At 60.0% G+C, this 13,082-nt stretch carries 10 protein-coding genes and 1 pseudogene; 4 read left to right on the forward strand and 7 right to left on the reverse strand.

Annotated features, from left to right (window positions below):
- Nucleotides 1-33: 33 nt before the first annotated feature.
- The 7 genes and pseudogenes from NKG60_RS05500 to NKG60_RS32220 all read right to left on the reverse strand — a co-directional run bounded on the left by NKG60_RS05500 (nt 34) and on the right by NKG60_RS32220 (nt 7,465).
- Entirely contained in the window at nt 34-1,371 is a 1,338-nt protein-coding gene (locus NKG60_RS05500) for an NAD(P)H-dependent oxidoreductase (protein WP_352862823.1), read from the reverse strand.
- A 42-nt stretch (nt 1,372-1,413) separates the two neighbouring features.
- Entirely contained in the window at nt 1,414-1,947 is a 534-nt protein-coding gene (rfbC, locus tag NKG60_RS05505; protein WP_352862822.1) for a dTDP-4-dehydrorhamnose 3,5-epimerase, read from the reverse strand.
- Between the two features lie 105 nt (nt 1,948-2,052).
- Nucleotides 2,053-3,210: a GHMP family kinase ATP-binding protein gene (locus NKG60_RS05510; RefSeq protein ID WP_352862821.1), complete on the reverse strand. Its 1,158-nt coding sequence runs from the start codon at nt 3,208-3,210 to the stop codon at nt 2,053-2,055.
- Nucleotides 3,167-4,219, reverse strand: a complete 1,053-nt coding sequence (locus NKG60_RS05515; protein WP_352862820.1) for an NAD-dependent epimerase/dehydratase family protein — start codon at nt 4,217-4,219, stop codon at nt 3,167-3,169. The genes NKG60_RS05510 and NKG60_RS05515 overlap by 44 nt, the downstream gene beginning before the upstream one ends.
- Nucleotides 4,212-5,480: an HAD-IIIA family hydrolase gene (locus NKG60_RS05520; protein WP_352862819.1), complete on the reverse strand. Its 1,269-nt coding sequence runs from the start codon at nt 5,478-5,480 to the stop codon at nt 4,212-4,214. Before NKG60_RS05520 ends, NKG60_RS05515 begins: the two co-directional genes overlap by 8 nt.
- Nucleotides 5,477-6,130: an SIS domain-containing protein gene (locus tag NKG60_RS05525; protein ID WP_352862818.1), complete on the reverse strand. Its 654-nt coding sequence runs from the start codon at nt 6,128-6,130 to the stop codon at nt 5,477-5,479. Before NKG60_RS05525 ends, NKG60_RS05520 begins: the two co-directional genes overlap by 4 nt.
- A gap of 167 nt (nt 6,131-6,297) precedes the next feature.
- Nucleotides 6,298-7,465 (reverse strand): annotated as a pseudogene (locus NKG60_RS32220) (helix-turn-helix domain-containing protein).
- A 200-nt stretch (nt 7,466-7,665) separates the two neighbouring features.
- On the opposite strand from NKG60_RS32220, the gene NKG60_RS05545 reads away from it, so the two are divergent.
- The 4 genes from NKG60_RS05545 to NKG60_RS05560 all read left to right on the forward strand — a co-directional run bounded on the left by NKG60_RS05545 (nt 7,666) and on the right by NKG60_RS05560 (nt 13,008).
- A complete protein-coding gene (locus NKG60_RS05545) occupies nt 7,666-8,454 on the forward strand; it encodes a WecB/TagA/CpsF family glycosyltransferase (RefSeq protein WP_352862814.1) in 789 nt (262 codons plus the stop codon).
- Nucleotides 8,455-8,616: 162 nt separating this feature from the next.
- Nucleotides 8,617-9,936, forward strand: coding sequence for an oligosaccharide flippase family protein (locus NKG60_RS05550; RefSeq protein ID WP_352974322.1), 1,320 nt, complete (start codon nt 8,617-8,619; stop codon nt 9,934-9,936).
- Between the two features lie 10 nt (nt 9,937-9,946).
- Nucleotides 9,947-11,671 (forward strand): GumC family protein, encoded by a 1,725-nt coding sequence (locus tag NKG60_RS05555; protein WP_352974324.1) that lies wholly within the window; start codon nt 9,947-9,949, stop codon nt 11,669-11,671.
- Complete coding sequence (locus NKG60_RS05560) at nt 11,668-13,008, forward strand: O-antigen ligase family protein (protein WP_352862811.1); 1,341 nt, start codon at nt 11,668-11,670, stop codon at nt 13,006-13,008. The genes NKG60_RS05555 and NKG60_RS05560 overlap by 4 nt, the downstream gene beginning before the upstream one ends.
- The last annotated feature ends 74 nt before the right edge of the window (nt 13,009-13,082 follow it).

The following is a 13,082-nucleotide window of genomic DNA, read 5'->3' on the forward strand; positions in this document are numbered from 1 at the left end:
GTTCGGTCGGCGAAACAACTGGAGTCCTGCTAACTAAGCGGTCGCAGAAACCTCGCGACGCAGGGAGGCTGCAGAGCGCCCGAAGAAGGCAAGATCCTGCTCCCGGCGCAGTGCGTCGCAAAGCCGCCCGACCGGAAGCTCGATGTCGTCATAGCCGAGCACCTCGTCCCGCTTCACGTCGCGCAGCAGCCGGCACCCCTCGGCGAGCCCGATCGGCACAAGCCGCTCGGCGTGCACCGTCCGCGCGTTCTCGCAGAGCCCGTAGGTCATGTAATGTCCAAGGCCATCGAGGATCTCTCCGGCACTAAGATCCCGCTTTGCGGCGGCCACCACATCAACGGTCGGCGCACCCAGGGGCGCAATCGCAGCATCGCCGAATATTGCGGCTCTCGCCACCGTGGAGGGCACCTCGAAATGACACAGATGATAAGGCCAATAGAAACAGTAGAGCGGTCCGGGGCCCATCTTGTAGAGTGAGAGATAGTGCTTCTCTACGGCATCCTCTGTGGTGCCAAGAACGAAGATACCGGGGTTGGGCATGGCGCCGACACAATAATCAACTATCCCTGGCCCCTCGAGGAGCTGATTGAGCGGATACCAGCCGACCGCCCCCTGGATCGGGCTACCAGGCTCGACCACAGGCCCGTACATGCCGCGCTTCGCCACCCGCATGCCGGTGGCGTTGGCTACGATGGCGTTCTCGAACGAAATCTTCGTGCCGTCCGCGAAGGAGGTGACCATCGGGGCCTTCATTCCCCACTTCTTGGCAAAACCCTCCTGGGTCGTCGGATTTCGGTAGGGATCGTGCAGGCCCTTGATGTTCCCGCAAAGCACCGGACGTATGCCCAGGCCTCTGACCCAACGGTAGAGGTTCATGATTACACCGGGCTGATCGCCCTCCACATTGGTGAGGACCACTCCTGCCCGGTCGGCATACACTTTCAGGATCGGTCCGATCGTGCCGTCGAGCTCGGCATTCATCAGGGCGACATGCTTGCTGTGCCGGATCGCGCGCATTGTGACGTGGGCAGCGAACTCGATCGCGCCTGTCGCCTCGACGATGACGTCGATGCCGTCGGCCTCGCAAATGTGCATCGGGTCCGCCGTGATCGCGCGGCGACCGCGCGCCACGAGATCCTCAAGCGCTTTGGTGCTGGTCGCCTCCGTCACATCGTCTTCGCCTGCAGCGGCATAGGCATCTCGCGCCTTTTCCACGTGCCTGTTGGAAATCGCCGCGAGCTCCATGCCTGGGACATATCGCAGCATCTGCAGCGCGATCCCTTGGGCCATGAACCCGGCCCCCACCATACCCACGCGAATTGGCCGCCCCTGAGCCTGGAGGCTCTCCAACTCCCTGTCGACAATGAACATTTACGTTCCCCTGTGCTGCTCCCGAAAGTGGGCGGCGAAAGGTTAGCGGTCATAATCCGGCCAGCTTCGGTCCTTGTCAGAAATCTGCGCTGGCGCATCCACCGGCCACATCACGGCGAAGGCAGGATCGTTCCAGCGAACACCGCGCTCGGCTGCCGGTGTGTAGAATTCGGAGACGAGATATGTCGCCTCGGAGTGGTCCTCCATGGTGAGAAAGGCGTTCGCGCAGCCCTTCGGTATGACCAGCATCCGTTGGTTCGCCGCTGAAAGTTCCACCGTGAGGTGCTCCTTATAGGTGGGCGATTGGGGCCGCAGGTCGATCAGCACGTCGTACAGGCTGCCCCGGATGCAGCGAAGCATCTTGTCCTCGCCATGGGGAGCCAGCTGATAATGAAAGCCGCGCAGTGTGTGCTTGTGCCTGTTGTATGAAATATTCATCTGCACGACACGATCCGGAAGCCCCTGCTCAGCAAACTCCCGCGAACACCAGCCGCGTGCGAAAGAGCCCCGCTCGTCTTCGAATTTCTCCAGTTCCACCAGGGTGGCGCCGGGAATATCGGTCTTTATGAAAAGCATCGTGGATCCATTGGTCAAATGAGTGTCACGTCGGGTCGCATCTCCCACGATCTCTCCTGAGGGTTGCTCGCGCCGGCGGTCCGCTTGTGCGATCGAAGGACCGCATCAGACTTGCGCCGGATGCAAGAGGCGCGAGCCGTGGACTTCATAGCCGATAGGCACATAGGCTAGGTGTGAGAGTGCGCGTCGGACACTTTCCCGGCGTTCCGGCTTGACCGCGAACATAAGGAATCCGCCGCCGCCGGCGCCACATAGCTTGCCGCCTTCCGCACCTGCATCCCTGGCGAGGTCGTAGTGGCCATTGATCTCCGCGTTGCTCACGCGAGACGCCAAACTCCGCTTCATCTCCCACCCTGCGTGAAGGACGGCACCGAAGCGTTCTATGTCGATGACGGGCTCCGAAAAGATCTCCTGAAGCATGAAGGCATCGTCCCGCATCCGCCTGAGCGTATCGAGATTGCTTGACGTTTTCGCCTTCTGCTCTGCCAGCACGGAACTGGCCGGTCGCTGATGCGATGTCCAGAACATCATCAGGTTGCTGAAGAGATGTTCGACGGCGCCATTGCGCACCCGCTGTGGCTCGACCGTTACCGCGCCGCCCGGCTGGAAGCGGAACAGGTTCATGCCCCCGAACGCGGCGGCATACTGGTCCTGCTTGCCAATCGGTTCCTTGAGGATGTCCATCTCGATGTGACATGCCTCTTCGGCCAGCTGGCCAGGGGTGACACGTTCTCCCCGGAATGCGTGCAGGGCGTTGAGCAGTCCCACCGTGAACGAGCTCGACCCCCCCATGCCCGTCGAGGCCGGCATGTCTCCGACCGTCGAGATGTAAATTGGCGGTTCGATCTCCAGGAAACGCAGGCATTCGCGAGCGATGTTGTTCTTGATCTCCCCTATGGTGTTTACCTGCTCCGTCTGTGAATAGTTCAAGCGGATGGGTTCGTTGAAGATCACGCTGTGACGCTTGACGGTGACATAGATGTACTTGTCCACTGCCGCGCTGAAGACCGCGCCGCAATCGAGATTGTAGAAATCGGGCAGATCGGTACCGCCGCCAGCAAAACTGACGCGCAAAGGAGTGCGTGTCAGGACAAGAGACGGCAGACGCTGTGCAGCGCGATCGATGATGGTCGGAAGGTCCAGTCCTGAGCGGCGCTCCACGACTTTGGTCCCGTCTAGCTGTTCCATATTTTGCCCTCGAAAATCGACGAAATGAAAATTAGGCAACACGCGGCTGTGCCGTTCGCCAGTGCAGCTGATCATCAAGCATCCCCGCCTTGAGCAAATGATCGAGCCAGCGCAGCCGCGTGAAGCGCTTGTCGGTAAAGTCTTCGAATGTAAGTGCGATCGAGCGGAATGCCTCATAAAGCTCCTGCGCTCGAATTCGCGCCGTCCGAAACTCGAAATCCGGGAAAGTCCGTGAAAACTTGCTGAAATCCGCCTTGTAGGTCCTTTGATCCGCGCCCGGCTTCGGTGTCATTGTGAGCTGCGCGCCGGGGACGGCCTCAACCGCGATCTCCGCTATCTCGCGCACCTGAAGATTGAGGCTTTCAACACCCATGTTGAAGGCCTCATTGTGGATGTCTTGTAGCGGCGCCTCCAGCATCAATTTGAAATAGCGCGCGACATCCTGAACATGAACCACGGGCCGCCATGGCGTGCCATCGCTATGGACTTCGACACGTCCAGTGGTGAAGGCGCTGCCCATGAAATTGTTCAGCACGGTGTCGAAGCGCATCCGCGGCGAGAAACCATAGACGGTGCCGTTGCGGCAATAGACGGGCGAGAACCGGTCGTCCGCCAGCGCGCGCAGCGCTTCTTCGGCAACAGCTTTCGATCTTGCGTATTCTGTTTGCGGCGCCAGCGGGGCGATTTCGTCGACGACGGCGGCGTCCGACATGCCATACATGATGCAAGAGGAAGAAAATACGAACCGCCGAATGCCGGCCGCCTTGGCCATCGTGGCCAGACGAATTGTCCCTTCCGCATTGATCTGCCTCGTCCAATCCGCGTTGAGATTTCCGATCGGGTCGTTCGAGAGTGCCGCCAGATGGATTACCGCATCAAAGCCCTGCAGATCCGGGGGTTCGATGGCGCGCAGATCCTTTGTGATCTCGGGCACACTGCCGTTGTCGGCTCCCAGGGTGCACGCACGAAAATATCCTACGTCTAACCCGACCACCTCATAGCCCGCCGCCAGCAGCAGGGGCACCATGACAGAACCGAGATATCCACAGTGTCCGGTGACGAGAACGCGTGTTGGTTCATTCATGTCTGCCGTGCTCCGCTTTCGAAAGGAGTTGACGGGTGAGGTCCAGAAGCGAGCATTGCTCTCTTACTTGCGCATATAGGCAGTCTGCGGCTTCGGCCGCCTGACGGTCACGATCGTCATCGCCGACAAAGAGTGTGCGTGTGAGGTCGAGATCAAAGTCGCGCTGTGCCTGATACAGCATGCCGGGTTTGGGCTTGCGGCAGTCGCAGCCGTCGTCCCACCCGTGTGGGCAGTGGTAGATCTCCGCGATCTTGCCGCCGACGGCTTCGCACTCGGCGCACATGCGCTGGTGAAGCGTCTCGAGATCAGCGGCGGTCATTGCTCCGCGCGCTATCCCTGCCTGGTTGGAGATGATGATGATGCGGTAGCCGGCCTCGTTCAAAAGGGCCAACGCCTGCTTTGCACCCGGAACCCACGCCCACTGGTCCCATGAACACACATATTGAGCCCGTGGCGGTCTGCAGTTGAGTACGCCGTCCCTGTCTACGAGCATGGTCTTTTCGCGGCTCATAAAGCGCTCCGTCGCGGGTAGACGCTCGATCGAGCCCACGCTGTAATAGCGGTGCTCGCTCAAGAAGGCGGCGAGGCGATGCTGCGTCGCGAGCGGCGTGTAGATGGCCTCCTCGAAGAGGGTGTCCTCGTCGGGCAGGAGTTCGAGGGCGAGATCGGTCAGTATCGAATAGCTGATCTCGACTCCCTGCAGCCCGGGCGTGGTGCGGAGCCGGTCGAAGACGGTCACATTGTCGTTCGCATCAAGGATCACGCTGCCGCGTGAATAGCCGTCCTTGTTGCTGTAGACCGTGATCATTCCAGGCTTGCCAGCCGCACAGAAGCGTTGCCACAGCCGCTCCATGCGCATCGGCCAGTAGTTGTCGCAATACAGCAGCAGGAAACACGGATCTATGAGGTGACGGGCATTGGATACCCGGCTGCTGGTGAGGTCGTCGGGACGGGTGACGGCATATTCGATATTGAGGCCGAACCTGCTGCCGTCGCCGAAATGGTCCATCACCACATGGGGCAAATACCCGAGTAGAAGAAGAACCCTTTCGAACCCGTCCTGCCGCAGCTGTTCGATCTGGTATTCCAAAAAAGGGCGGCCGAGCACCGGCACCATTGGTTTCGGGCGATCGAGTGTGATCGGCCGCATGCGCGTGCCACGCCCGCCGGCCAGGATGACCGCCTGGCGGGGCCGGCTGTAGGTGCGCCCTTCGACATCCGCCTTTTGCAGGCAGGGAGAGCTCGGCAGGACAATATTCATTGACCGCGCTCCGGTCGGTCGGCGATGAGGTATCGCGTGATGGCATGACAGATCGCGGCGTGGACGTCCTCGACGAGTTCGTAGGCGCCTTTTTCGGACCGCACCCATACTGGCTGATCGACGAGCTCTTTAAGCCTGCCGCCGTCAAAACCGACAATGCCGATGGTGGCTACCTTCCTTTCGCGAGCGAGTTCGACTGCCCGCACGAGATTAAGCGAGTTCCCGCTGGCTGAAATCACTATGAGCACGTCACCCGGCTTGGCGAAGTTCTCCATCTGGCCGGCAAAGATACGCTCGTAGCCTTCGTCATTGCCGAGCGCTGTCATCCAGGAGACGTTGTCTGTCAGGCCTATCACCCGGATTGGCGGCCTTCCCGAGCGTTTCGTGGCCTTACCGAGGTCATTGACCCAGTGGGACGCTGTCGCTGCACTGCCGCCGTTGCCGGCGACGAAGACTGTGCCGCCCGCATCGCGTACGGCGCGCAGCAATTGTATCGCCTCCTGCACGGCGTCCGTATCGATCTGCGCCAATGCGATGCAAAGCGATGCCAGATAATCCTGCGTGAATTCTTTAGGGTGCAACCGGAGGGCATCATCTCGCGAACAGTTGCGACATGCCACCACTCCCTGATGGATCGCGAGCTCTGTCATGCCACCCTCGATTGCTGCAATGGTGAGCCATCATCACAGCGTGCGAGCACTTCGAGTTCAATTGCTATTCCGAACGGGAAGCTGGCGGGCGGCGCTCATCGGAGGTACCTAAAAGGAATATCCGTTGTTCTCTCCGTTGCCGCCGGCACGCCGGCAGCATATCGGCGTCAAGATCGTCGCGGTGTCGCCCGATGCCGTAGGCAACCCCCGGCGCTGCGGCGCACCAGCTTCATGCGCCTGGTACCGATGATGCCAAGTGGATGGGCGTGGAAGCGGAGCGCGATTTCACCATCCTCGGTTTCGGCGGCGACCGCTTCGCCGGCCAGCGCCTTGGAAACGTAGATGAAGCCGCCGTTCCGCCTGATCTCCATTGTGGCGCACGCTGCGCGCCACCGCCTCGGCCAGATTAGTCGGGCTCGGGCGGTGTCGTCGGGGCGAGGCGCGGTAATGCTGCGCCCGGGTGTCCGCCTCATGCGGACGCTCATAATTTGTAGGCGTGGCGAAAGGCCTCGAAGGCTTGCCCCTGGGCCGTTCTGTCGGCCTCCGGCACCTCGGCCAGCGGCAGCATCGTCAGGTGGAAGCGCTGGTGGCGGCCGTTCTGCTGCGGCTTGCCGGGCGCGATCCGCTCCAGCGTGATGCCGAGCTTGATGAAGCGCACCGCAAGCGGCGTCAACCCGGTGACGCCGGCCGACGCGAAGGGCGGGCCACTATCGCTTCTGAGCCGATCCGGCAGGCCATGCTGCTCAAACAGCCGCTCGAATACCGGCCAGGCATCGTCATCCGCCGTCGAGCCCGTCGCCTCGAGCGCACTAGGTAGCGGCTCGACGCATCCATCACCGTCAACGGCTCGCAGAGCTACCCGTCACGGGTTCGGAACCAGCCCTTGTGATCGCCTGTCCACACCGCGTTCGGCGCCTCGGCTTGCAACCACATGGTCGGTTGCCACAGGCCCGCAGCCGTGCCCGCTTGTGGACGCTGACAAGGCCGTGCCGCGCAAGGATCGCCCAGCCGTCGAGGTCGATGGCCAGGCCAACTCGGGAGCGATGCGCTTCAGCCGTACAACGATCTTCTTCCCCACGGCGGGTGGGTCTCGTTGGCCGCAACGATCTGTTCCACCAGATCCAAAGCCGTCGCCCGGCCATGATTGAGCGGCGCCCGCGGCAGGTCACGCAAATCTTCCGAGCCGAGCGCGCGATAGCGACCAAGCCATCTGTAGCCGGTCTTGCGCGACACCCCGAACTCAGCACACAGCTGCGTCATCGTCTCATCGCCGGTAAGGCACTCCACAACAAACCGAAGCCGCGCGTCCATAATGCCAGTCTCTTGCCGAACCATCGCCGGTCCTCCCGGCCGGCAAGAAAACTGTCACCTACGCAATCGATCCATTCTGTTACCTATCTATCCGGTTCGGAGAGGATTCCTTTTAAGTACCTCCGATGAGCGCAGCCCGCCAGCTTCCCGTTCGGAATAGCAATTGAACTCGAGATGCTCGCACGTTGTGATGATGGCTTACCATTGCAGCAATCGAGGGTGGCATGACAGAGCTCGCGATCGATCAGGGAGTAGTGCGCGAGCAAGTGCTTGGGGTACCGGTGCACGCCCTGGGCTTGGCGCAGGCAGTCAACTGCGTCTTCGACTGGGCCCTGCGGCGGGAGAGCCGAACGGTTTTCCTGTGCAATGCCCACAGTGTCGTCACCGCCCGCCGCAATCGCGCCCATGCCGAAGCGATGGATAGCGCCGACCTTGTCGCGCCCGATGGAGCACCGGTGGCCTGGATGCTGAGACGGCAGGGACACGCGGCTCAGCCGCGCATCGCCGGACCGGACCTGATGTGGATTTGTTGCCGGAGGGCATCGGAACTGGGCTCGGCAATGTTCCTGTACGGCGGCAGCCCCGGCACCCTCCAGCGTCTCGAACAGTGTATTCGAACCGAGTTTGCCGGCATAAACATCGTAGGCTCTTACTCTCCTCCGCTGCGCCCTCTGTCGGCCGAGGAGGATGAGGCAGTGGTCAGAATGATCAATAAGTCCGGTGCGAGGATCATGTGGGTGGGGCTCGGATGTCCCAAGCAGGAAAGCTGGATGCAGGCGCATCGCGGCCGGGTCAATGCGGTCATGTTGGGGGTAGGAGCAGCTTTCGATTTCCACGCCGGAGACGTCAAGCGGGCGCCGCAATGGATGCAGAAGAGCGGGCTGGAATGGCTGCACCGGCTCTTCCAGGATCCCCGCCGGCTGGCGAGCAGGTATCTCGTGACGAACAGCCTGTTCATCCTGGCTTTGCTGCAGGCATCGCTGCTTCCCAGGCGCAGACTTCGTGACGGTTAGAGGGAGGCGGGACCAGTGAGCACACTTGGACCGCCGTATTGCCGATCTGCGCCAACTCATTCACAGCCGGCTGTTCTTTGGCGCTGCTGCGGGGAGGCGGCGCTGCCATATCTGGACTGTGGGGTGTGCATTGCCTCGACAGGCACCTGACTGGAGGCTACCATGACTCTGAGCAAACAGGCCGCCAGTCTGGCTGTCCTGCATGTCACCGACGTGCTGCAGCCGCTGATCATCTTGCCCTATGCCGGGCGTGTCCTCGGACCCATGAGTTTCGGGCGCTACGCGTATGCGCTCGCCATCGGGCAACTCGCTGCCGTCGTCGTGGCCTATGGATTTCATTGGACCGCGCAACGCAGGGTTGCTTCCCTTCGATACGAGCCGGCGGCGATCGCGTCCCTGGTTGCTCAGGTCATGGCCACCAAGGCGGTGCTGTTCGTTGCTGTATGCCTGGTTGGCCTTGTGCTGGCCGGGGACGTGCTGGCGCTCAGTAGGTCGACATTCCTGTGCGCAATGCTCTCGGCCGCCGGCGGCATTATTTTTCCGGCTTGGCTCTTCGTCGGCCTGGAACGCGCCTGGCAGGCGGCCGTCGCGGTGGTTGTTGCTCGCGTTCTGGCGCTCGTTTGTTTCGTCGCCATGGTCGCATCACCTGACCAGGTCGCACTCGCCGTTGCCATCCAGAGCGCAGTTCCCATCATCAGTGGCGTCATCTGCTTACCTTTCATCCTTCCGATTGGGCTCGGCGGCTTCAGGTCCGTGACGCTTTCGACGATTGGAATGCAGCTGCGCAATGGCTGGAAGGGATGCCTCTTCATAGCGGTGGAGACTGCCCTCGTCACCCTTCCTGTCGCCCTTGTCCAGCATTTCGTAGGTTATGTCGCAGCCGGGCAATATTCTGTCGCCGAAAAATTCCTGTTAGCCGCGCGGGTATTTTTCAAGTTGCTTATGGATACTTTCATACCAAGAGTTTCATACTACGCCCATGTCGATCCGGCAGCTGGAGTGCGACTGATAAGGAGATCGCTATTCACCGTAGCAGGCGGGGCGGCGATGAGTATTGGAATGTTGTTTGTTGCTCCGTATATAATTTTGATTCTATTTGGAGACGAATTTTCAGGAGCAATTCCTATAGTGCGCGCAATGGCAATCATACCGTTGCTAATGAACATAAATACATTCACATCAAATATATTTATGTTCAGTTACGGATATGAAAATGAATGGGCCGCCCTTAATGCATCCGGTTTGCTAGTCTTCCTGGTGGCCGCATATTTTTTGTCTTTCGTCATGGCGGAGCAAGCCATTGTTTACGCCTTGGTGGCGAAGGAAGTCGTTGTGCTCGTGGTTTCAGGCGGCTTCTTCCTCATTGGCGGAGCGGCCGTCCTTCGCACGGCGGCCGCTTGCGACGCAGGCCGGGTGCGAGGATATTCCCCGGCCTCCCAATCCGCGCCGTTGGAGCACGAGGCCGATCATTTCCGGTCATAGGAGAGTCTGTATGTTCGCCACCGATCAATTTGTCGTTCAGCCGTCCGGGCCGCCTCACCAGCCGATCCCACCCAAGGATCGCGACGAGCTGACCGCGAAAGACATCTTGAGATTTGTTCGCCGCAGTTGGCGCCTTTGCTTCCTCTGGATGGTTGTGGGCCTGGGTGTCGGCGGCGCGTATACAGTCCTTTCGCCTGGATACTACACCGCCTATGCAACGATCCTCCTTTCATCTCCGCCCGCTCCGCAACCGGGCGAAGCTCAGGCGGATGAGCGGGTCTATGTAGAGAGCCAGATACAGGTCATTCAGTCGGACGAGGTCGTCGGACGCGTTGTTGACCACACTGGCTTAGCGGAAGACGAAGAGTTTGTGACGGATGACAGCTTCCGCACCCGGATCTCCAGCTATGTGCGGGGCCAACTGGCGTCTCTCTTCGGTATCGAACTGCCGACGGCGCAGCCAAATATTAGGCATGAGGCGATGGACCTTGTGAGGCGCGCATTTTCCGTTGGTCAAATGGGTTCCTCCACCGCCGTCGAGATCGGAGTCACCTCTTCCGATCCCCAGTTCTCGGCCATGCTCGCGAACGCGATCGCCGAAGGTTACATCGGAAATCAACGCGAACGCCGGCAGGCGGCTCGCGCGGAAGAAACATCTGATCTGAACAAGCGGCTGGTTGAACTTCGGGAAAAGGCGTTTGTGACCGAACCACCGATGAAACTTCCACCGGAGCCTGAATCTGCGGAGAGGGCAAGAGCCCTTGTTCGCGAGCAGCAGAGCGCGGCCGAGGTTTATCGCGCGCTTTACAGTACCCTTCTGCAGCGGACCCACTCCGATTTTAGCGCCTCGTCGCTGATCCCGAGCGCAAGGGTCATCACGCCCGCCGAACCACCTCCCCAACGCAGTTGGCCGCCAACGGCCCTGATGGTAGCCCTCTCCGTTATGGCCGGTGGGGTTGCCGGCGTTGGTCACGCATTGATCAGGCAAGTAATGAACCACCGCCTGATAACGGTCGAGGATGTGCACAGGTCGACCGGCCTTGATCGGATTGTAGGGATACGCAGAATTCCCCGCCGCAGGTGGAATGTTGTGGGGCCATGCGAGCAGTCTTTGCAGCGCGTCTACTCAAAGGACGCTCCCGAGCTTCACAGTTCGCTGAGCAAGATTGCCAGCCGTATGCGCGGAGTTCAGGGCCACCAAGGCGGATTTGTGATCGGCGTTGCTTCACCCCTCGCCAAGTCCGGAAGCTCCACGGTGGCGGCTCATCTCGCAAGGGTCATTGCCGCGACCGGGCAAAAGACACTGCTCGTTGATGCGAATTGGCAAAAGCCATCAATGGACAAGCCAATGCTGAATGCGGAGCCAGGTCGCAAGCTCGCCAGGGCGTTTGCCACCATTCCCGCGGATCAGGAAGGGCTGGAAGTTCTGGTTCTCAGGCCTACGGGGTCAGTCCCCGAGTTGAATGCCTCGCTCTCCATCTCCGCTGCACTCCAGCATCTGCAGCAAGAATACAGTTGTATAGTGGCTGATTTTCACAGCACCGACCACACCGCTGATCTGGAAGCGGCCATGGGCGTCATCAGCGAGGTCCTCCTGGTGCTGCAGGCACGCCGCACTTTCGCGGATCACCTCAAGGGAATCCTGCGCATCATCCCTGCAGAGAAACTCTCGACAGTAATTTTGACCAGGATGAACCGTGCGGCTTTCAGTTCTAACCGCGAATACAGGTCATGACCTCGCCAGCGACATTGTCACGCAGGAAGGGTTCAAAGCCGGTCGACCTCGTTTGCAGCCATTCCCCTGACGTGCTCGACTACACCCTCTTTCTCTCGGGCATTTGGCTGGCCTGCGCCCTCGCAATATCCCTGCGCCTGCTTGGCCTTTTCTTCATAGTGGTCCCGGTCGGTGTCTGTCTGGCCTATGCCTTGCTGCGGCAAACGGTGCCGCCTCGTCTGCTCGCGGTTTACACCGCCTTCTGCCTCTTCATTGCCCTGCTGTCCAGATATGGGCTGATGCCGGATTCCTGGCAGGTTCACTTCCTTCAAGAAGCAGTCACAAGGCAAATCGTCCCGATTGTAGGATTCTTCGCCGTCGCATGGGCGTCCAAGGCTTATTTCCGCCGCAGGCTGATGAGCGGCAATGCCTTTTTTGGTGCACCCGTTTTCCTGTTCCTGTCTCTCGTTGTCGCGCCGGCGGTGATGTTTCAGCAGGACGTGCACTATCCGCGCGCATCTGGGCAAGCCGCGATAGTGATTCTTTATGGTGCGCTGATCAACAACATGGTCATTGCCGTGTTTTTCATTGCAGGCGGTATTTTTCTGACGAACGACTGGCGCCGATACAGCGGCATTTTGCTCCTTTTGGGAATAGCCCTCGCCAGCCCCTTGGCTCAGTTCAAGGTGCTTGCGGTCACGGTGATCGTCATTCTAATTGGCGTGCCCGGCCGGTTGATGGCCGCAGCTTTGGCGACCGCACTGACTTCGGCCTATGCAGTCGGGTTGAACTTCATACCTCAAACCTTTGCTCTGGACCCGAACTCCGGGATCAGACTCGCGTTCATTTCGGACGCACTCTCATCCGTTGCGGATACATACGGGTTTGGCATCGGATTTGGGAAGGAATCGGTCCGATGGCGATACGAGTTTCCCGGATTCGAGGATATTACCTTTCTTCCCGACACCCATAATATTACGCATGCCAGAATGCTTGAGATACTCTCGACAGGAATTCACAATTCGTTCTTTCAGGCTATATTGCGGACGGGGGTCATTGGTTTCATTTTGATCGTGTCTGCCATTTTGGTCGCCTTCCCGCCAAATCGACTGCCACGCGGTGTTCGCAATCATGCGTCCACAGTCTTCATCACGATTTTCCTCGCCATGTTCGTCAATCCGGCCCTGGAGAGCCCTCTACAGATTGTGGGAATTGCTTTCTCATACGGCTATTTGATCGCGCTTCGCGCCAGCGTTCCGGCCTTGGCTGTGGAACTTCCTCCAGTTGAACTCGGTCGAACGCAGCATTGCGCTTGTTCATACATTGGAACGAACATGGATGCGGCCCACCCGACATAGGGCGGGCTATCTGTCTCGGTAGAAGGGATCGCGTTGTGCGATTTTGGCGCGGCAGGAGCAGGAGAGCCGTCCGC

The sequence above is a fragment of the Mesorhizobium sp. M1428 genome (genome assembly GCF_040317515.1).
In the GTDB taxonomy this organism is placed as follows: Bacteria; Pseudomonadota; Alphaproteobacteria; order Rhizobiales; family Rhizobiaceae; genus Mesorhizobium.